The organism is Paenibacillus sp. J31R34, from assembly GCF_059383715.1.
Genome location: NZ_JBXENU010000009.1, coordinates 166,120 through 186,517 on the forward strand (window position 1 = coordinate 166,120; position 20,398 = coordinate 186,517).

General features: G+C 44.5%; 18 protein-coding genes and 1 pseudogene. 7 read left to right on the top strand and 12 right to left on the bottom strand.

The features are described 5' to 3' along the window. Window positions 1-120: 120 nt before the first annotated feature. Window positions 121-1,074: an HD-GYP domain-containing protein gene (locus tag AC50YG_RS23400; protein ID WP_473758771.1), complete on the top strand. Its 954-nt coding sequence runs from the start codon at window positions 121-123 to the stop codon at window positions 1,072-1,074. 78 nt (window positions 1,075-1,152) lie between these two features. On the opposite strand, the gene AC50YG_RS23405 is transcribed toward AC50YG_RS23400, so the two are convergent. From AC50YG_RS23405 to AC50YG_RS23445, 9 genes are all read right to left on the bottom strand, one after another. Beyond that, entirely contained in the window at window positions 1,153-1,818 is a 666-nt protein-coding gene (locus AC50YG_RS23405) for an oxidoreductase (protein ID WP_494830110.1), read from the bottom strand. 40 nt (window positions 1,819-1,858) lie between these two features. Then, a complete protein-coding gene (gene arsC / locus AC50YG_RS23410; RefSeq protein WP_494830112.1) occupies window positions 1,859-2,284 on the bottom strand; it encodes an arsenate reductase (thioredoxin) in 426 nt (141 codons plus the stop codon). Between the two features lie 15 nt (window positions 2,285-2,299). Next, the gene (locus AC50YG_RS23415) at window positions 2,300-3,700 is read right to left on the bottom strand and encodes an arsenic transporter (RefSeq protein ID WP_494830114.1); all 1,401 of its coding nucleotides are present in this window, start codon (window positions 3,698-3,700) and stop codon (window positions 2,300-2,302) included. Then, window positions 3,697-4,077: an ArsR/SmtB family transcription factor gene (locus AC50YG_RS23420; RefSeq protein WP_494830116.1), complete on the bottom strand. Its 381-nt coding sequence runs from the start codon at window positions 4,075-4,077 to the stop codon at window positions 3,697-3,699. The genes AC50YG_RS23415 and AC50YG_RS23420 overlap by 4 nt, the downstream gene beginning before the upstream one ends. Before the next feature lie 268 nt (window positions 4,078-4,345). Beyond that, window positions 4,346-5,272 (bottom strand): carbohydrate ABC transporter permease, encoded by a 927-nt coding sequence (locus AC50YG_RS23425; RefSeq protein ID WP_473758784.1) that lies wholly within the window; start codon window positions 5,270-5,272, stop codon window positions 4,346-4,348. 24 nt (window positions 5,273-5,296) lie between these two features. Beyond that, window positions 5,297-6,169, bottom strand: a complete 873-nt coding sequence (locus AC50YG_RS23430) for an ABC transporter permease (protein WP_341283082.1) — start codon at window positions 6,167-6,169, stop codon at window positions 5,297-5,299. A gap of 200 nt (window positions 6,170-6,369) precedes the next feature. After that, window positions 6,370-8,061, bottom strand: coding sequence for an ABC transporter substrate-binding protein (locus AC50YG_RS23435; protein ID WP_494830118.1), 1,692 nt, complete (start codon window positions 8,059-8,061; stop codon window positions 6,370-6,372). A gap of 123 nt (window positions 8,062-8,184) precedes the next feature. After that, on the bottom strand, window positions 8,185-9,933 hold the full coding sequence (locus AC50YG_RS23440; protein WP_494830120.1) for a sensor histidine kinase: 1,749 nt from the start codon (window positions 9,931-9,933) through the stop codon (window positions 8,185-8,187). A 14-nt stretch (window positions 9,934-9,947) separates the two neighbouring features. Next, complete coding sequence (locus AC50YG_RS23445; protein ID WP_494830122.1) at window positions 9,948-11,513, bottom strand: response regulator transcription factor; 1,566 nt, start codon at window positions 11,511-11,513, stop codon at window positions 9,948-9,950. Between the two features lie 470 nt (window positions 11,514-11,983). Here AC50YG_RS23445 and AC50YG_RS23450 point away from each other — a divergent pair, with 470 nt between their 5' ends. Beyond that, window positions 11,984-12,169 (top strand): hypothetical protein, encoded by a 186-nt coding sequence (locus AC50YG_RS23450; RefSeq protein WP_494830124.1) that lies wholly within the window; start codon window positions 11,984-11,986, stop codon window positions 12,167-12,169. A 123-nt stretch (window positions 12,170-12,292) separates the two neighbouring features. Here the strand turns inward: AC50YG_RS23450 and AC50YG_RS23455 are convergent, their stop codons facing one another. Then, the gene (locus AC50YG_RS23455) at window positions 12,293-13,105 is read right to left on the bottom strand and encodes a UTP--glucose-1-phosphate uridylyltransferase (protein ID WP_494830126.1); all 813 of its coding nucleotides are present in this window, start codon (window positions 13,103-13,105) and stop codon (window positions 12,293-12,295) included. A gap of 212 nt (window positions 13,106-13,317) precedes the next feature. Here AC50YG_RS23455 and AC50YG_RS23460 point away from each other — a divergent pair, with 212 nt between their 5' ends. The 5 genes from AC50YG_RS23460 to AC50YG_RS23480 all read left to right on the top strand — a co-directional run bounded on the left by AC50YG_RS23460 (window position 13,318) and on the right by AC50YG_RS23480 (window position 18,894). Continuing rightward, complete coding sequence (locus AC50YG_RS23460; protein WP_494830128.1) at window positions 13,318-14,601, top strand: UDP-glucose dehydrogenase family protein; 1,284 nt, start codon at window positions 13,318-13,320, stop codon at window positions 14,599-14,601. Next, window positions 14,598-15,542 (top strand): NAD-dependent epimerase/dehydratase family protein, encoded by a 945-nt coding sequence (locus tag AC50YG_RS23465; protein WP_494830133.1) that lies wholly within the window; start codon window positions 14,598-14,600, stop codon window positions 15,540-15,542. Before AC50YG_RS23460 ends, AC50YG_RS23465 begins: the two co-directional genes overlap by 4 nt. An 86-nt stretch (window positions 15,543-15,628) precedes the next feature. Beyond that, the gene (locus tag AC50YG_RS23470) at window positions 15,629-16,816 is read left to right on the top strand and encodes a glycosyltransferase family 4 protein (protein WP_494830137.1); all 1,188 of its coding nucleotides are present in this window, start codon (window positions 15,629-15,631) and stop codon (window positions 16,814-16,816) included. Window positions 16,817-16,821: 5 nt separating this feature from the next. Beyond that, window positions 16,822-17,955 carry a hypothetical protein gene (locus AC50YG_RS23475; RefSeq protein ID WP_494830139.1) on the top strand — a complete coding sequence of 378 codons (1,134 nt, stop codon included), beginning with the start codon at window positions 16,822-16,824 and terminating at the stop codon, window positions 17,953-17,955. A gap of 246 nt (window positions 17,956-18,201) precedes the next feature. Continuing rightward, complete coding sequence (locus AC50YG_RS23480; protein ID WP_494830141.1) at window positions 18,202-18,894, top strand: choline/ethanolamine kinase family protein; 693 nt, start codon at window positions 18,202-18,204, stop codon at window positions 18,892-18,894. 401 nt (window positions 18,895-19,295) lie between these two features. Here AC50YG_RS23480 and AC50YG_RS23485 read toward each other — a convergent pair. Both AC50YG_RS23485 and AC50YG_RS23490 read right to left on the bottom strand, forming a co-directional pair. Continuing rightward, window positions 19,296-19,709, bottom strand: a pseudogene (locus AC50YG_RS23485) (cellulose binding domain-containing protein); the annotation flags it as partial. 234 nt (window positions 19,710-19,943) lie between these two features. Further along, the gene (locus tag AC50YG_RS23490) at window positions 19,944-20,318 is read right to left on the bottom strand and encodes a helix-turn-helix domain-containing protein (RefSeq protein WP_494830143.1); all 375 of its coding nucleotides are present in this window, start codon (window positions 20,316-20,318) and stop codon (window positions 19,944-19,946) included. Window positions 20,319-20,398 lie beyond the last annotated feature (80 nt).

Below are 20,398 nucleotides of genomic sequence, written 5' to 3' on the forward strand. Positions count from 1 at the left end.
AGCGTTTATGCAGCGCTAGTAATTCCATGTGGAGGTTGAGCATTAGGATATGATATAATTTTATAAAGCTAAATACATAATTTAGAAATGAATTGAATGATTGCTGAGGTCCTCCATCCTATGAAAAATTACATCGCTCATCAAGCAGAAACCTTTATTCTTAGTAAATATACAAGCCGCTTCTTATTCGGAATCGCATTTCTTGCTGTTATTGCGGCTGACTTTTGTTTCGAAAATTACATATTGTTTCAGTTTGCTTATTTAATGCTCAGCTTACTGGTAGGTCTTTCTTTTTGGAAGGAAACCTGGATTCGAAGCATGCTCGTCGTTCTTATCGTTTTCTTTAGAGTTTATTTGGAGCAGCAGCCGGTATTTCTCTTTCATGATGAATTCCTCTTGAGAGTCTTTACTTTAGTCATTACGTATTTCTTAACCTCCTCTTCTATTTCGTTTATGATTTTGTATTACAATAGACAGAAGCAAAATATGCTTCAGCTCACCTTTACATTAGCTAAAGCCTTGGATTCAAGAGATCATTATACAGCCGACCACTCGGATAACGTAGCTTATTACTCGAGGAAAATCGCCGAAGAAATGAATCTGTCCAAGCTAGCGTGCGAACGCATTTATATTGGCGGCATCCTTCATGACATTGGGAAAATCGGCGTGCCTGAGCATATTCTCCTCAAACCATCTAGGTTAACGGACGGAGAGTTTGAAATTATTAAGGAGCATCCTACTACGGGTTATGAGATGCTAAGTCATATCTCCCATCTTAAACGGTCCGGCATTCTGGATATGATCCTTCATCATCATGAAAGATTTGACGGACGCGGCTACCCGAGCCGTATTGGACATACCGAAATTCCAATAGCAGCTAGAATTATGGCTGTTGCAGATACGTTCGATGCCATGACCTCCAAGAGGGTCTACAGAGGAGAGCTCGATGTTGAGTTTGCGATAGAGGAAATTCGGAAAAATGCAGGAACACAATTTGATCCCGACGTAGTCAAAGCCTTTATGAACATCTGGCAGCGTGAAGGACCTCAATTATTATCCAAGTATTCTGCTTAGCCAACCATAGAGCAACCTTGGAATAAAGAAACAGCTGCAGCCTCGGACCTGAAAATAACGTCCTAGACCGCAGCTGTTTTATTTTTCCTGCTTTAGCTTTACGATATGCTCATTCTCATGAATATGAATGCCCGCCTGATTGCTCTTCGCTGCAAAAATCATCACTTTGGCAACAGTATTGGCCTGCACAGGAGCATATTTCCTGAGCGGTCCCGAAAACAGTGGGGAAAGCAAGCCCGACAACGATGCGGCGATTCGTTCCCCGAACCGAAATTCCTCCCGCTCGCCAAGCAGCAGCGAAGGACGGAGTATATGCAAAGCCGGAAGCTTGAGGCTGCTCAGCGCTTCTTCCACTTCCCCCTTCACACGATTATAGAAGGCTCGCGATGATGGATTTGCCCCGATTGCAGATACAAGCAATAGCTGACTTGCTCCTTGCCTGCTCGCCAATTGTCCGAGCGATAGCGGGTATTGATAATCTACTTTTCGAAAAGCATCCTGACTCCCTGCCTTCTTGATTGTCGTACCGAGTGTGCAAAACACATCTGCACCGTCCATCTGCACACTCGCTTGCTGCAATTGCTCGAAGTCGATGATTTGCTCCACGAGCTTTGGATGCTCCATGCCCGTTGGCCGCCGAACAAGAATCGTTACGGCCTCGTATGCCGCATCGTTAAGCAACAATTGAACCAGCTCCTTGCCAATTAAGCCTGTGGCTCCCGCCACTACAGCTGTTCTGTTCATTTGGCTGCCTCCCCTTTTTTTTCAAGATCACTCAAACTGATTACCTGCCTTCTTGTACGAATTGTTCAATGCGTTGTTTAATTGAATCGCGAACCATGCGGAACTGAGCGATGATCTCTTCCTCTGTTCCTGTTGCTTTTGCCGGATCATCAAAGCCCCAGTGCCATTTGATCACGTTCGGATTGGAAACGACAGGACAATGCTCGTCTGCGTGCCCACAAAGAGTAATGACATAATCAGCATGATTTAGAATTTCAGAATCAATGACATCGGACGTATGGCTGCTAATATCGACACCCGCTTCTTTCATTACTTGAACGGCACGAGGATTTAAGCCATGAGCTTCAAGCCCTGCACTTTTCACTTCATAGTTATTCCCGCCAATTAATTTCAAAAAACCATCGGCGATTTGGCTTCTGCAGGAGTTACCTGTGCACAAAAAATAAATAAGTGGTTTGTTTTCCATTTTCTTATCCCCTTTTTAATATGGATAGCTTCCTTTTTTACCCAGCCATTTCACCAAAGCCGCTGTAATCAACACAATGACGGCGGCTGCCAAAACAGTAGAAATCCAGACGTTAAGGTTTACTGTGTAGATGAAATATAGCCATGCAGACAACCCCGCAAGCGTCATAAATAGGGTCGGTACCGTTAATAAAAGTCCGATCTTAAAATAGTACCCCCAGCTAATTTTCACCTCTTTGCGCGAAAGCACATGAAGCCATAGAAGAGTAGCTAGTGAACCAATCGGTGTAATCTTCGGTCCTAAATCAGAGCCAATCACATTAGCGTAAATCAATGCTTCACGGAGTATCCCTTCCGTTTGGGTTCCATTTATAGCTAACGCGTCAATCATGACCGTCGGCATATTGTTCATAAGGGAAGACAATATCGCGGCAATGAAGCCCATTCCCACCGTGGCGACAAACAATCCCTTATCCGCAACCGTTTGAATCACACTTCCAAGGGCATCCGTCAGCCCCGCATTTCGCAAGCCGTATACGACAACATACATGCCCAAGGAGAAAATGACGACCGTCCATGGAGCTTCCTTTATCAGCTTTTTCGTATGAATGATCGGACTGTTGCGGGCTGCAATAAGAAAACAGGCAGCAGCTATACCCGCTACAATCGAAACCGGAATGGAGAAAAATTCGCTGCCGAAATACGCCAGCAGTAATACAGCTAAAATAACCCAAGAAAGCTTGAATAATCTCTTATCCTTGATGGCATCGACTGGCTTCTTTAATTGAGCTAGCTCGTAATGTTTCGGTATGCTGTTTCTAAACAACAGGTAGAGCATGATTAAGCTTGCAATAATGGAGAAGAAGCCCGGAACGATCATACGGCTGGCATACTCTGCAAATCCGATTTCAAAATAATCGGCAGATACGATATTAACCAAATTACTCACAACTAAAGGCAAAGAAGCAGTGTCTGCAATAAACCCGCTCGCCATAATAAAAGGCAAAATCATTTTATGTTCAAATTTCAAAGCCCTCACCATGGAAAGCACGATCGGGGTAATAATTAATGCGGCACCATCGTTTGCAAAAAATGCAGCGACAGCAGCTCCAAGCAAAATGACATACACAAACATAAGCTTGCCATTCCCTTTTGCGAGACGGGCCATATGCAGCGCTGCCCATTCAAATAGACCAATTTCGTCTAAAATCAGCGAAATTAAAATGATCGCTACAAAGGCAAGGGTAGCATTCCATACAAGCGCTGCAACCGCGCCAACATCAGCGAAGCTCACCACTCCCATGAGAAGGGCAAGCACCGCTCCCGCCGTTGCCGACCAGCCAATGCTTAACCCCTTCGGCTGCCAAATGACAAATACAAGGGTGAGCAGAAAAATGACAACGGCAATGACAGTCATGTTTCCCCCTGAATGCCGCAGCTGTTATTTTTCAGGCCTGCTAATTGTGCTTTCATGGAAGGCAAATATTCATAAACACATTGTACATAGGCTTCCGCTTCCGGGTTTAAAGAATAATAGACCCACTGCCCTTTTTTCTTTTCGCTCAGCAGCCCTGCTGCTTTCAGCTTGCGAAGATGCTGGCTGGCATTCGGCTGAGACATCCCAATCATTTCGGTTATATCACAGACACAAAGCTCTCGTTCTTTTAACAAAGCAATGATAGTTAACCGTGTTTTATCTGCTAACAATTTATAGGCTTCCGCCATCTGTTGAATTGTTTGCTCCACATGTTGTTCCACATGTTGTTCCACATGTTGTTCCACATGTTGTTCCATATGCGGCACCTCCCTATAAATCTGGTTATCTAATCCTCTTTGCATAATCATATAATTAATCACTTATATAATCAACGACGAATATATTAAGCTTTTGTAAGGTCAGCGTTATTTATGAGCTGTCGCACAACCGCTTTTGCCACTCTTCCTGAACCTTCTGATTGGCATAGATGACAGAGGATAGCTTCTCTGCCGGAGACAAAAAACAGCCAAGTAAAATCAGGCATTCACGCCTGATTTTACTTGGCTTGCAGTCAAAAAATTCCAGTTATCCCTTCACACCGCCGACAGTCATCCCTTGCACAAAATACTTTTGCAGAAATGGGTAAACGATAATAATCGGCAGACTGGCAACAATCGTCATCGTTGCTCGAATGGAAGTCGGTGTTACCATCGTAACATTCCCCTGTGCATTGGCAAAGGCATCAGCTGCTGTTCCGCCTGTGCTGGTAGTCGTGCTTGATGTTGAGAGTACCTTCATCAGCTCATATTGCAGTGTACTTAAATTAAGACTGGAAGAGTTATACAGAAAAACATCAAACCAGGAGTTCCATTGATAAACCGCTACAAATAGCGAAACCGTCGCAAGGGCCGGTACGGTAAGAGGCAGAACAATACGCATAAACGTCGTAAAGTCCCCAGCGCCATCAATTCTTGCCGACTCCATAATTCCTTCGGGCAAGCCTTCAATAAAGGAACGAATGACAATCATGTTAAAGACACCGATAATTCCGGGAATAATATAGACCCAAAAGGTGTTCAGCAAGTCCAGTTCTTTCGTCAGCAAGTAGTTCGGAATTAAACCTCCGCTGAAATACATCGTAAAAATAAAAATGATGGTCACAAACTTTTTGAAAACATATTCGGGGCGGCTGATTGTATAGGCTAGCATCGCTGTACAAAACACAGAGACTACTGTCCCTACTATTGTGCGCGCTATAGAAATAAAGGTTGCATGGAAAATAGCGGACTCATTGAAGATGTATTCATAATTTCGCAGCGTCCAATCACGAGGCCAAATATAGATACTCCCACGAATGGAATCATTGGCATCATTAAAGGAAAGAGCAAACATATTCAAGAAAGGGTATAGCGTTACAACGATCAGCAATAGCATAAAAATGATATTGCACACATCGAATATTTTATCAGGGGAAGAAAAGTATGCTTTACGAGTTGATTTGGCCTGACTCATAGTGGTTGCCTCCTTGCACATGGATTAGTAGAGCCTGCTTTGACCTAAGCGTTTCGCAATATGGTTCGCTGCGATCAGAAAGATAAAGCTGACAACCGTCTTAAACATACCGGCGGCAGTTGCCAAACCATAGTTATTCATCTGCATGCCATATTTCAAAACGAATATGTCAAGATTTTCTGAATAGTCCACGTTCATACTATTGCCGAGCAAGTATTGCGGCTCAAATCCAGATTCAAGAATAAATCCAAGATTCATAATTAATAAAATGACAATGACCGGTCTCATGCCTGGAAGTGTAATATGCCAAATACGCTGTAAACGTGACGCTCCATCCATTTCTGCCGCCTCATATTGCGCAGGGTCGATCGTTAAAATGGCAGCGAGATAGATGATCGTGTTCCAGCCTACATTTTTCCATATTTCAGATATCCCTAGAATGCCCCAGAAATATTCTCCTTTACCTAACCAGAGAATAGGCTGATCAATCAGCTGCAGCTTCAGCAGCAGGATGTTGACAATACCTTCGGGAGAAAGTGCGGTTTGCACAATGTTTGCCGCAACAACCCAGGAAATAAAGTGAGGTAAGTAGCTAATCGTTTGCACCGTTCTTTTGAAATAAACGTTGCGCAGCTCATTAAGCAGCAGCGCTAATACAATAGCTGTTATGAATCCTAATACGAGATTAATGGAACTCATGACAATCGTGTTGCGCAATACGAGATAAAAGGCCTCTTCTTTAAATAAAAACGTGAAGTTATCAAGCCCAACCCATTTTTGATCAAAAAGATCCTTAGCCGGCTTAAACTTTTGAAAAGCGATCGTCCAGCCCCAAAGCGGAACGTACTTGAATAAGATGACCCAAGCTAAAAATGGCAAAGACATCAGCATGAGCATTTTCTGCTTGGATAGTCTTTTTAATAAGTTTGTTTTGTGCAAGCGGCCAGTAGCCGTTGCTACAATTAGCTCAGTCTGTTTCCCCACTCCAGATGTCTCCTTTATATATAAATTTCTAATAATTCAAAATTTTGGAATGAAAAGGCGGAGTTAACCCCACCTTTTCCTAGCCTCAGCTCATATTAGATACCTATTCAAGCTTACCATTTGCCTGCAACACGTTCCTTCACCTTGTTTGTAATAAATGCTTCAAAGCCAGCAACGTCCAGCTTGCCGAATTCTTTCACATACTCATTCCAGATGGATTCATAGGCTGACTTGGATGCAAACACCAGCTTGGGATAATATTTCTTTTGCAAATCCTCGGATTTTTGATTATAAATTTGTTCGGGAGAGCCTTGCTCCTTCAAAATACTCCAAGCAGGATACCATGGTCGTTCTACCGGCTGCGCAAACATCTTGGAGAAGGTTTCCACTTTATAGGATTCAAGCAATTTGAGATCGCCTTCTGTATAATTCGCAGCCGCTACTTCAGGCTGATTGCCTACAGTGTAGGAATTGCCGTCCTCAAATACAGAGTTGCTGCCATAACGCGGCCATTCATAATCAAAATACGCCCATCCGTAAGAACGTTTAAACTCATTATCATTACGATTGGCAAGCTGTTCCTTATCCATCACGAAGCGGCCTTCTTCGTTCTTGGAATAGGTTTCACCTTCTTGCCCCCACTGAACCAGCTTCTGATTCTCTTCGGTCAGCAGGTTATCCCAATATTTAATAATACGGATAGGGTCCTTTGCACTAACGGAAATCCCGATCCCGCGATTGTTGACAAATGCAGGAGGATCGATGTAAGCATCTTTAATACTTTCGTCGAATACGATTGGGAGCCCTACATAACGAAGATCGTCATTGCCAGCAGCCTTAAGGTTGTTGGTAGCATCTCCTGTCTGCCATCCATAGTTGAAGTACCCAAGCACACGACCGGAAGTAAGCTTTGCAAGATACTGGTCCTTGTTAGCTGTAAAGGTCTCTGGATCAAGCAAGCCTTTGCTGTTTATATCGTTCAATGCAGTCAGCCATTTCTTCTCGAAATCCGAAGCTGCATACACTTTAGCTTCATGGGTGTTCATATCAACCATTACATTGCCGTCGTTTGGATATCCGGCTAAATGCATAGGCACGTTCGTAATGGAGTAGAAATCACCTGACACACCTGCGGAAGTAATGAATCCGATTGTACTTTTACCGTCCATCGTAGGATATTTGGCTTGATATTTCTCAATCAGTTCAAAATATTGATCGAGTGTCTTCACTTCAGGGTAGCCAAATTCCTTCAATACGCGGCGTTGAATCCAGAAAGCGCCTTGCCCAATGTCCGGCTCAGTCAAATATCCGTTGACATTAGCAGTATATGGAAGGATATAAATATTTCCGTCTTCACTCTTGATTTTATCCATGTAATCGCCATACACCCGCTTAATGTTCGGGGCATGCTCCTCGATTAAATCATTTAATGGAATAAGCGCTCCTGCATCAATCAGCTTCTCAAGCTCCGCAACTGGAGATATAACGTCGGGATATTCTCCCCCGGCAATCATAACGCCAGACTTTGTGCTCGCATCGCCGACGACAAATTCCATCTTCCAGTCTACACCTGTTTGTTGCTCGAGCACCTTGCCAATGGTCGTGTCGCTGGCAAGCACATCCTTGTTCGAACCGAAGCCAAAGTAAGAAAAGGTCACCGGCTCTGTACTTACTTCGGAGCCCTCCGTCTTACCTGCCTCATTGTTTCCAGCGTTCTTTTCTTCACCATTGCTGCAGCCTGCAATAAGCAGTGCCGAAGCCATTATAATTGCCATACTTGTCTTTAGCCATTTCTTGTTGATCATTACTTTGTCCCCTCTCTTGCAACAATAATTGTAAGCACTTTCATTATAAAAGAAATGAGGGCGCAATGTTACACCGCAAACCTTAGAATGTTCTTTGTAAAGTAAAGGATCTGACCGGCTCATTTAATGATTTGCATTTCCCATTGGCAAGCGCAGCATGATACGTGTGCCTTTCCCCGCATGGCTGTCTATCGTATAATCAAACGAATTTCCATAACAAAGCTTCAAGCGTGTTAACACATTTTTCATGCCTACCGAATCGCCCATTGTTACGTCCTCGGAAAAGTAATGATGCAGCTCCTCCAGCTTTTCTTCGCTCATGCCGCCTCCATTATCGGCAATAACAAATAAAATCCGTCCCTTGTCTTGTCCAATTTGAATGGTAATAAAGCCTATTCCGGGACTGCTTTCAACGCCGTGAATGCTGGCATTTTCTACGAAGGGCAACAAAGTCATTTTCGGTATTTCATATTCCAGTAGTGATTGTTCAACAGCAATCTGAAACTGAAGCTTATTGTCAAACCGATACTTTTGGATTTCCAGAAAGCTTTCAATCAATTCCAGTTCATCACGTATCGTAACGAAGCTGCGCTTCCACGAAATCGACTTGCGGAATATTTTAGCCATATTATGAATGGTGTTGGCCGTTTCTGATTCTCCCTTCATCAGGCTTCGCATACGGACCGTTTCCAGTGCATTAAACAAAAAATGAGGATTGATTTGGCTGTGCAGCGCATGAAGCTGTGCTTGTCTTTGACGTATTTCCAGCTCCTTTTTTTGAATATCCGCTACATAAACATCATTAATCAAATTTTCTATTCGCTCGCTCATACGATTAAATTCAACGGCAAGCTCGCCAATCTCATCCCGTTCCCGATTATAGGGGATTCTTCCAATCGTTTTGTTCCTCACTGACTTCATGTGCACTAAAATATCTTTTATTCGTGTATGGATGGAACGGGATACCATGATGATGATGAGGGTAGGGACAAGAAAATTGATGATCGCGAACCACAAAATAAACTGTCCTGACTGTCGCACCTCATACAATATCTTCTTTTCATCCATTACGCCATATAACGTCCAGCCTTCCATATAACGTCTATCATGATATTGCTTTTGGATGACAATCGGCTCATCCGGCTTTTTTATCTCATTGACAGTCAACTTGTCGCCTGCCGCTAGCTGGTCGCCCAACTGCCCGTTAACTAGATGGCTGTAGCGAACCTGATTGCTTGGATCCAATATATATATATCACCCTCAAAGCTGGAGAGTGCTATTAATTGAGCAATGTACTCCATGTTTAGATCAATCTTTATTATGTGCTCGTAGGCTTGATAACGCTGATCTGATATTTTTTGAATGACACTGATGTTTTCCGGCGTTACATGCAAAAACGGATACGTATTACTGTAATCTTCCACATGCTGATACCAGTCGCTGGCCCGGATCGCATCATCAAGCTTGACGATATCGCCAGAGACCAAAATAGTCGGATTATCACTCATGATGACAGCCGAGCTCAGCATTTTATATTCCTTGTCCGATCGGTTGAAAATGTTGGAAATGGATGCGAGCGACTCGATATATTGATCGTAGGTTTTATATTCTGTATTCAGATGATGGATCAGCGATTTATCAATGGAATACAAATAGGTAATGCCTGCAGCATCATCAATGGCAACGCCAAGTTCTTTTTTCAACTGCGTAATCGCCAGATCTGCGTCTGCTTTTTTCTGATTTTTTATTTTATTGGTCATGACGTTGTAAAACATAATATTCGTCAGCACAATGGGGATAAATACGCAGACGATATAGATGAAAATCAGCTTGTTTCGCAGCTTTAAATGATGCAGACTAAATTTGAACACCCCGCATAGCCTCCTTATTTTCTGCCAATGATCTTATTGCGATAATCTGTCGGAGTCATTTTTTCCAATTTTTCAAATTGTGTTGCAAAGTAATCCGAATTCGGAAATCCAACGAGCTCTGCGATTTTATACATACGGTTGTTCGTTTGCCGCAGCAGACGCTTGGCTTCTTCAATGCGCAGTGAAAGCAAATACTCATTAAAATACATGCCATAGCTTTTGCGAAAGAGCTGGCCGAGATAAACAGGATTCATATAAAATTTTGCTGCGATTCCTTTCAAATTTATATTATCCGTAAAATTAGCATCAATATATTTTTTTATTTTTTCAATGCTGCCCTTACCTTTTTCACTTCGCTTTGCGGCTATATAGCCAGCCGATTCTTCTACAAAACGCAAGCATATATGCCGAAGCTGATTCAGGTTGCGGTATTTGTTTCGCCAATCCAGCAGCTCATTCAGCAGCAGCAGCTCCTTCTCGTCCCCTTCAAATTGTCTGATGGTGTTTATGACCGCAATAATACTCCGTCTGATGGTATTGGCGACCGCGTCTGGAGCAAAACGCAATTGCTGAAATTGTTCAAAAATAGTATGGATGACAGCCTCATAGCCCTCACGCACATTCTCTTCCATCTCGGTAATCAATTTGCTGTGCAATTCTTCATCTACGTCAAAATAATATAAGGACAGCGGGAGCATCTCAGAGGCCATTATAATACCGCGCGAGCCTGCAGCAAAACGGTAATTCAAGCATTGGTTTGCGCTGCTCCCAGAATGGTCAATGCGCTTAAGATGCTCCTCCCTGCTTCCGATGAATAAGCTTATCGTCGTTCCCAGCTCTTTCTCAAGCATATCCAGCAGCCAGGCATAAGCCGTATGCTCGTTATCGCCCCATTGCATTAGCCATGCTTGTGGGACAATAAGTCCATACTGATTGTTCTCGCGCACATGAACGAGCGGAAGCGTCCCTTCGCGCTGCATATACCGCTGAAGCGCCGTCTGCATGGCCGGTAAATAATCGAATGATCCGGGCAGCCGCATATCCTGTATTTCTGCAATGACATAAGTGTAAGGAGAAGCGGCTGGAAGCTTCAATATATGGGAAATTTGCTGAATCACCTGGTCGTTGGGCTCGGTCTGCAGCAAGGTTGCGATTATGGTCTGAGCGAGCGGTTTTTCTCCTGTATATGACAAAAGCTGCATTTGATTCAGCGTATTTTCCACCTTTTTCAAAGTGGCGCCCAGTTCTTTCTTGTCCACTGGCTTCAAAATATAATCCGACACATTGTAGCGCAAGGCTTGCTGCGCATAAGTGAAATCATGATGCCCGCTTATAATGATAAATAACGGCTGGTGATCTCCCTCCTCCTTCACATGCTTGATCAGTTCGAGGCCATCGAGCATAGGCATCCTGATATCAGCAATAACCAGATTAGGCTTCAGTCGTTCAATTAGCTCAATAGCTTGCTTTCCGTTCTCTGCTTCTCCGCATATTTCGAATTGCATGGCGGCCCAATTCATTAAATTAATCAGGCCCTTTCGCACAAATATTTCGTCATCCACAATGAGCACCTTATACATATCTGATCCTCCTTCATCATGTGCAGCCGTCCGTTTGATCCTATGATACCATGCTTAAGAAACAAGTCCATTGCTTGTGCACACGCGTCTTACGTTCTCTTTCTCCCGGTATGCGTCAAACCAAATACACTTATGCATAGCTCATGCAGCCATAATTTAGACAGGTTGCCGCCGGCTATTTTCTAATAGGAAGGTCTTTTCGAAAGCACGTACACTTAGTTTTATTTAAAAATACACCACCAAATTAAATTAGACGCCGACGTATATTAAATTTTAAGTAGACTATGAAAACAATCAAATGCCTCGTTACAAATAATAGATTGCGGACATATATTGTAGCATATACGAGAAAGGGGGTTTGCATATGTCAAACTTCAGTTCATCCTCCTGCTCTGGCGGCAAACGCACTGGTGGTAGCCGCACTGGTGGCAATCGCACTGGCGGCAATCGCACTGGTGGCAATCGCACTGGTGGCAATCGCACTGGCGGCAATCGCACTGGTGGCAATCGTTCACATGGTCATCGTTCACATGGCCATCGTTCGCATGGCCAGCATCACCGCTCGCATGATAACTGCAATCGGGCCGAGCAATTCGATAGAAACTCGGATGACGATTACGAGTAAGCAGCTGAGCACTTCACGTACTAGGTACTAGGTACCGACTGTCGCCTTCTTCTGAAGGCGACTCTTTTTGTTTACGCAAAAAACAGAAAATAAGAGATCAAAGAGAACCTTTAACGAGCTTCATCCCCGTTTGAAGGTTCTTCCCCTCTCCCCTTTAAGACTGCTTGTTCATTCTGTAAGCATGACGCTGTGCGTTAATATACTCCCTTTCAATACTAGTATCGTACCATTTTTCCTTAAAAACATAGCCGTACGCTTCATCCTGCTGACATAGATCGTTCAGTGCATCCGTTAGCTGAAGCTCTCCCCCGCTTTCAGCCTTCAATTGATTAAGAGCAGCAAATATTTTAGATGTCAAAATATATCTGCCCATGACCGCAAGATGGGATGGCGGGTTCGTCTTGGGCTTCTCGACGATGGAATCAAGCCGATATATCCCGGCTTGAATCTGTTTTCCAGAAATAACCCCGTAGTTTTGCAGAAGCTCCTTCTCCACAGCCTGCAGTCCGATAACCGGTTGCTTGAAGCGCTCGTACAGCTTAATCATTTTGCGCAGCGGAGGGGGCTGTTTCAAGCAAAGCTGATCCGGCAGTAAAACAACAAACGGATCGTCCCCGGCGAACGTTTGTCCCAACTGAACAGCTTGGCCAAGCCCTAGAGCTTCCGGCTGTCGTACATATTGGAAACTGACCTTCGGCGGCTCTATTCCTTGAAGCATATGGCTCTTGTGGTGTGTGTTTAAAAACCATTCCAACTCAATGGAGCGATCAAAATAATCCATTATCTCTGTCTTATTGCGCGAGAGAATAATCAAGATTTCCTTGATCCCGGCATTGGTCGCTTCCTGAACAATATAGTCAATGACAGGACGGCTGTTAATAGGGAACATTTCTTTAGGTATCGCCTTAGTAATCGGCAAATTGCGTGTACCGTATCCCGCCGCAGGAATAATCGCTTTGAATACCACTGATATCACCCACTCTCATTGGAATTTCATCCAATATATAGTAATAACATATTAGCAAAAATCGATTTTGAAGCTTGTCCTCTATGAAAATAAGGCAAATGCGGCAACCCATTTCAATAGCCTCCCGCTTGATTTAATAGATGCAGCAGCCGTGACCATTCTTCACAGTAATCAATATTTTAGTAGTAGTAGATTCGAGAGGAGCGATAGAAATGGAAATTTGTGTTGTAGGAGCAGGCTACGTTGGTTTGACAACAGCGGCTGTTCTGGCAGATATGGAGCACACCGTATTTTGTACGGATGTTGATGTGGATAAAATTGCGAAGCTGCGGAAAGGAATTATTCCGATTTACGAGCCAGGACTGACTGAACTGATTACGGAAAAACAGCAGCAGGGAACGCTCTTTTTTGATACGGATAGCAAGAAGCATATGGCTCATTGTCCTGTCATTATGATTGCAGTTGGGACCCCTTCAGCGAAGGACGGCAGCGCCGACATGAAATATGTAAAGCATGTCATCACCGCCATTGCGGAAGCGATTGGCTCGCACAAAATGATTATTATGAAGAGCACCGTCCCCCCTGGCACGGCTGATTGGGTCGAAGAGGAGCTTCAGCAGCACGGGACTCGCCCCGACTTATTTGATATCGTCTCTAACCCTGAATTTCTTAGGGAAGGAACTGCGATTGAGGATACGATCCATCCTGATCGTATCGTGATTGGCGCCAAGAGAAGAGAAGCTGCGATGAAGGTCCAGGAAATGTACGCTTCCTTGCAAACCACGTTTTTGCTAACAAACCGACTGGAGGCTGAGCTGATCAAATATGCTTCCAATGCTTTCCTCGCCACTAAAATTTCCTTTATTAATGAAATAGCCCGGATCTGCGACGCTTATAAGGCCGACATTACGGAGGTATCGCAGGGTATTGGCCTTGATGAGCGAATCGGAGGCAGATTTCTGCAGGCTGGCCTTGGGTACGGCGGCTCCTGCTTTCCCAAAGATGTAAATGCCCTTGATTATGTGGCCGCCTCTAAAGGCGTTAAGCTTGATCTGCTGCATGCTGTCAAGAAAATCAATCGTTCACAAATAGACATTTACCTGAATAAAATAACCCATGCGCTAGGCGAATGGTCCGCAAAACCGCGAATTGCCGTATGGGGGGCAACCTTTAAAGAAAACACAGACGATATTCGCTATTCCCAAGCCATTGCTTTAATGAAGAAGCTGGCGCTCCGAGGATATGCGGTTTATGCCTACGACCCGCTTGCAAGCCCTGAGCTTCCCTCCGTTATTTGGTGCTCCAGTCCTTATGTAGCCGTGGAGCAAGCGGATGTGCTGGTAGTCGCCACAGCCTGGCACTCCTTTCTGGAAGCCGATTGGCCTAAGGTCAAAATGCTAATGAGGCGGCCCGTTATTGTAGACGGACGAAATGCTCTGGACAAAAAGAATTTAGAATTGCAAGGCTTTGCTTACTTCGGAGTTGGTCGCCCATGAAAATCCTCGTAACTGGCGCTGCCGGCTTTATCGGATCTCATCTATGCGAATATTTGCTGGCAAGCGGCGAGCATGAAGTGATCGGCGTTGACGCATTCGTACGTGAAGAGCTTCATTGGATTGGCACTAAAAACATGGAAAGCTTTCTTCACCACCCGCGATTCAACATGATTACCGCCAATATGCTTCATTTGGACTGGAAAACACTGCTTATCGATGTGGATATCATCTATCATTTGGCTGGCATACCGGGCGTTCGCTCCAGCTGGGGAGCTGATTTTCGCAGCTACGTCGAATCCAATATTCTTGCTACTCAGCAGTTGCTTGAAGCATGTCGTCAATCGTCGATTAAAAAATTTATTTTTGCATCTACCTCATCCGTTTATGGAGAGACGACGGGTCAAGTATCTGAGGACACGCCGCTGGCTCCTCTCGCCCCCTACGGTGTCAGCAAGCTGACAGGCGAGCATTTATGCCGGGTCTATAGCAAAAATGATGGTGTTCCAATCGTTATTTTACGCTTTTTCACTGTATACGGACCTCGTCAACGCTCCGATATGGCGTTTCATCGTTTTATTAAACAGCTGCTGGCGAATGATCCTATTACTTTGTTTGGCGACGGCTCGCAAACCCGGGATTTCACGTATATCAGTGATTGCGTAGAAGCCATCGCTGCTGTAGCTGACGCCCCCCATGTCGTCGGAGAAACCATTAACATTGGCGGTAAAGAGCGCGCAGCTATCCTACAGGTTATTCAAGCTCTGGAGACTTTGACTGGAAAAAAAGGGAAAATCACCCTTAGCGGCGGCATGCACGGCGAGCCTATGCACACTTGGGCCGATATATCCAAAGCCAAACGGCTATTGCAATACGAACCCAAGATCAGCTTGGAAGCTGGCTTAGCCAAGGAGCTCGAATATTTTAGTGATTTTTATAAATGACAGGAGGCTGTCTCCTTATGAGACTGGCATTCATATGTACGGAAAAGCTCCCTTCTCCCGCTGTGAGGGGGGGAGCCATCCAAATCATGATGGACGGAGTATCTCCCTTTTTATCACAAAATCATCAATTAACGATCTACTCCATTACCGATGCTGCGCTGCCAGACAGGGAGACGCGTGGTGACATTAAATATATCCGCTTTCCCCGAGAAAGCTATGTTGAAGATGTTGCGCGTTCATTGAGAGAGCATGCCTATGATGTCGTTCATGTATTTAATCGTCCTAAAAACGTCGTTATTTATAAGGAAGCCTCCCCGACTAGCCGTTTTGTCGTCAGTCTGCATAACGAAATGTTTGAGACTAACAAAATATCCGACGTCGATGCCGAGCTTTGCGTAGAATATGTTCACAAAATAACGACAGTAAGCAAATATATCAAATCAACGATTACCAGGCGCGTTCCCGCTGCAGAGAATAAAACAGAACCGATCTTCTCGGGAATTGACCCTAATTCGTACTATCCGATTTGGACCTCCCGCGGCTTGCAATTACGCAATCAAATGCGTGAAAAATACGGCGTCCAGAATAATAAAGTGATTTTATTTGTTGGACGGCTCAGCGTGAAGAAAGGGCCACACCTGCTCATTCAGGCGATGAGCCGGGTTCTTGATGAGCATCCGGATGCGGTCCTTGTTATTGTCGGCGGCAAATGGTTCAGCGACAACACCGTTGATGGCTATGGACAATGGTTATTGAAGCTCGCTGAGCCTTATCGCAGCAGAGTCATCTTCACCAAATTCGTTCAAGCTGACGAAATTCAGAATTATTTTTCAATGGGCGACGTATTTGTTTGCAGCTCCCAATGGCAGGAACCGCTCGCTCGCGTGCATTATGAAGCGATGGCGGCCGGAATCCCCGTCATTACAACCGATCGTGGCGGCAATGCCGAAGTCGTTCAACATAAGCGGAATGGCTATATTGTTCGCACCTACACCAGCGCTGACTCCTTTGCCGATGCCATTAACTATATGCTTACTTATAGGGATGAGGCCAGAACGATGGCCTTCAGAGGCAGAGAAATGGTCGAGGGATTTTTCACATTCAAGCATGTAGCAGATCGTTTAAATAAAATTTACATGGACGCTTATAGAAGCGAGCCTACCCCATTATCAAATATTACGGTTACCAAACTCAAAAGTCGGTTCACTAGGCCTCTTCGCAAAAAGATCAAACGCCGCTCTAGCATCAAACGAACTCAGCAAAGGGGCAGGTAACGATTATGCAAACGATAACTGGACTGATGTCCCAATATCCGCTTCAAGTGAAGAGCATTAAGCTCATCTCGGATAAAGGAAAGAAGGCGACCTGGAGCCTTGCGACAAGCGCGGGAACTAAAATTTTGAAGAAGGCGCCCGTGTCCAAGCAAAGGCTCCTCTTTCTCCTTCAAGCCATTAGACATTTGCAGAAAAATGGTGCGCCTATCCCTCGCATGGTAGCTACCACGGATGGAAATGATTACGCGGAGGACAGCAGCGGCAGCTGCTACGTCTTATCAGATGCAGCGGAAGGCGATTCGCCCTCCTATGTAACGGCAGATCTCTATCTGATTATGAAGGAGCTTGGAAAATTCCATTTGGCTTCCCGAGGTTTTCAATCCACCTATACAACGAATGAAAGGGAGCATCTTGGCAGCTGGGGACGGAGCTACGCGAAGCATCTCGATCAATTAGAGCGGTTCAAGGGAATGGCCCTCAGCAGCGGCAACAGCAGTAGCAGCAACAGCAATAGCCGTAGCAATAGGAGTAGCACTAAAAACAGTAAGAGCAGTAGGAGCAGTAGGAGCAGTAGGAGCGGTAAGAGCGGCAGCAGTAGCAGTAGCAGTAGCAGCAGCAGCGAATTTGAGAGACTGTTTCTTCTACATGTGGACAAATTTATTGACCAAGGAAAAGCTGCACTGCACTTGATTCAAAGCAGCGCTTACAGCAATTGGGTCAATAAAGTAGCCGTGCAAAAAAACCTATGCCATCAGGATTTTGCAGCAGCTAACTTGATTAAGACCCGGCAAGGGCTTGCCATTATTGATATGGATTCCTTGACCTTTGACTTGCCTGCAAGAGATATTCGCAAAATATTCAACAAGGTGATGAAGAAGCATGGATGGAGCTCATCTAAAGCCATATCCATGCTGCGTGCTTATCGTGAGGTTCATCCTTTAAGCGCCGAGGAATGCAGCGTCATTTATGCAGATCTGCTATTCCCTCATCTTTTCTATGGCTTATCGAGCAAATACTTCAACAAACGTACGGAATGGAATGCTCCCCAAACGATACAGAAGCTAAAAACATTAATTACGTCTGATCGCGAGCGCCAGCAAATGCTTGCATCGTGGGACAGCATTGTTAAACAGTCGTAGGCAATCTTAGGCAGACTTCGGCCATTTTAATCTTAGGCACCAAGCTTCTTTCAGGCTTGCTCTAGCGTTGTCGGGCAAGTCTGGAAGTAGCTTTGCCTATCGCTTTATTTTTTGGTCACTTCACCCTTCCATCATTCATTTTACATAGCAAATAACTTTATTGACGGCCCTATTCGGGGTCGTTATACTGAAAGCGTTATCATTATCATTTTAGTTTGGAGCCCTATTGGGGGAAGAGGTGTCGAGTTGTCAAATGCAGAGAGTGGGCCGATTGAAGACGCGAGTTTAGAGCAGGTCTATACGTTGATCAAGGACGAGTTAGGCTGGGAACGTCAAGAAACAATGGTTGAATTTCAGAAGAGCGGTCTGACCAACCGTAACTATATCGTTTCCTGCAACGGGCAAAAGGTTGCGGTACGAATCGGCGGCACTCAATCCTCGGAGCTAGGCATTAATCGTTATGCTGAATCGGCGGCTTTGCAAGTTTTGGACGGATTAGCGGTTGCACCCGAATTACTTTACTTCAATCCTGAAACCGGACACATGATTACCCATTTTCTCTCTGGGCGGGAATTCCAAAATCAAGAATTGGTAGAACATATGGAAGAGACCGTAGCTCTGCTTAAAAAAGTTCATCAACTGCCTCCTATTGCCTATGAATTTTCCCCATATCAGGATATTGAGGATCGCATTCAGAGTGCGAGGAAGAGGCAACTGCCATTACCAGCATCACTTGATCGACTTATGAATAAGCTGCTGAATATTCAGCATAGTAGAGCACAGGTAGCCTCACGTTTCCGCGGGTTATGTCATAACGATCCATTTGCCAATAACTTTCTATATGATGGTTCCGTTCGTCTGCTTGATTGGGAGTATGCAGGTATGGGCGATATTCTGTTTGATCTTGCCTGTATGGGCTGTTCATTTACACCGGCATAGAAAGAACAGCTACTTTCGCATTATTTTGGCGCGGAGGAAGGGGCTGGCCTGCTATCCACTCTCGATGACATGATCTTTATCGTTCAGTTCTGGAATGCCATGTGGGCAACTTTACAAATTGGACTGCCACACCCCGCCTATAATTACTCAGATATGGCGAAGCATATGTTTGGGACGCTTGAAGCGCAGCTTTAAAAGCATAAAGCAAAAGCCGAACGAAAATCAGGCTGTTACCTGATCTTCGCTCGGCTTTATTTCAAACCAGCTTTATGGAGGTTTCATATTTCCCGCTGTTTAAGCGGCAATAGCAGTAATAATGCTTTCGTTGTTCGTTTTAATGGTGGAGGCTTAATGCTCCGCAATCGCCAACAAGCTCTCTTCCTCTCGACAAAAATTCATTCCTATACCGTTCCAGGCTCCGTTCCCCATTGGAGAGCACCTGAAATGTAGCCGGTCGTTTTGCTCCAATCAGCGTAAGTCGTATGGGTCGAATCGAAGGAGTAATCCCCCGTCTGTGAGTAATTCGACCAATCGGACTTGGACACGCGAATCTGAATTTCAATGCTGTCTCCCGCAGCCAAGCTTCCGACTCCGCTCGTAAAGCCGAGCTCCAGATAGTGGTCAGCCCCGGTCAAGGGAGTCGCCAACTTGACGAAGGTGCCCGTTACGTTGCTGCTTCCGACATGCGACCAGTCACAGAAAAAGCTCTGGGCTATCTCCCCATCAATCGTATAATAATAACGCAGCTTCACGTCGGACATATTGATGGCGGAAATGCCGGTGTTCGTCAGCTTTATCCGCGGGTTCAGCGTGTTGCTCGTGGCTGTAACGGTGGAATTTTAACACGGAATTCGCGAATTAACCAGTTGGTATTGGGATAACCGATGCTTTCTTCAATATGGTAAATTTTATAATTTTCATACTTTAGCAGCTTGCAGGCCTTGAGCATGCGCTGTTCGTAAATATACTGGGTAAGCTCCATGTGCAACTGGTCGATCTGCCCCGTATTCAGCTTGCAACACCACAATTTTACCCGCTGCAGCTTAAAATTAATATTTTCCGAACCCATCCTCACACGTAATGTCTAATTTAAGAATGTCGTAAAGGTCTTGTTTGGAATTCTCTAATTTTTTTTGAGCGTCTTCTATTTCTAAGATCTTTTCTTGAATAATGCGTGTTTGTTCATCTTTTGAAAATCCTTTTTTCGAAATCATCGATTTTATGTCCTGAATTGAAAAACCAACAGCTAAACAATTTTTAACAATATTTAAATGATGGATGATGTCTAAAGCATAATTCCGATAATTATTCTGTTCTCTCAATACATGATCATCCGTGATAATACCTATTTTCTCATAGTAACGGATCGTTGATATAGGAAGATCCACCATTTTTGCTACTTCACTAATCTTCAAAATAATCACCTCGTTTTTCTCTTGCTATAAAGTATACTTCATAGTTTACAATTCTCCTAGTGAAGAAAAGTTGCAGCACCATTTTGCAA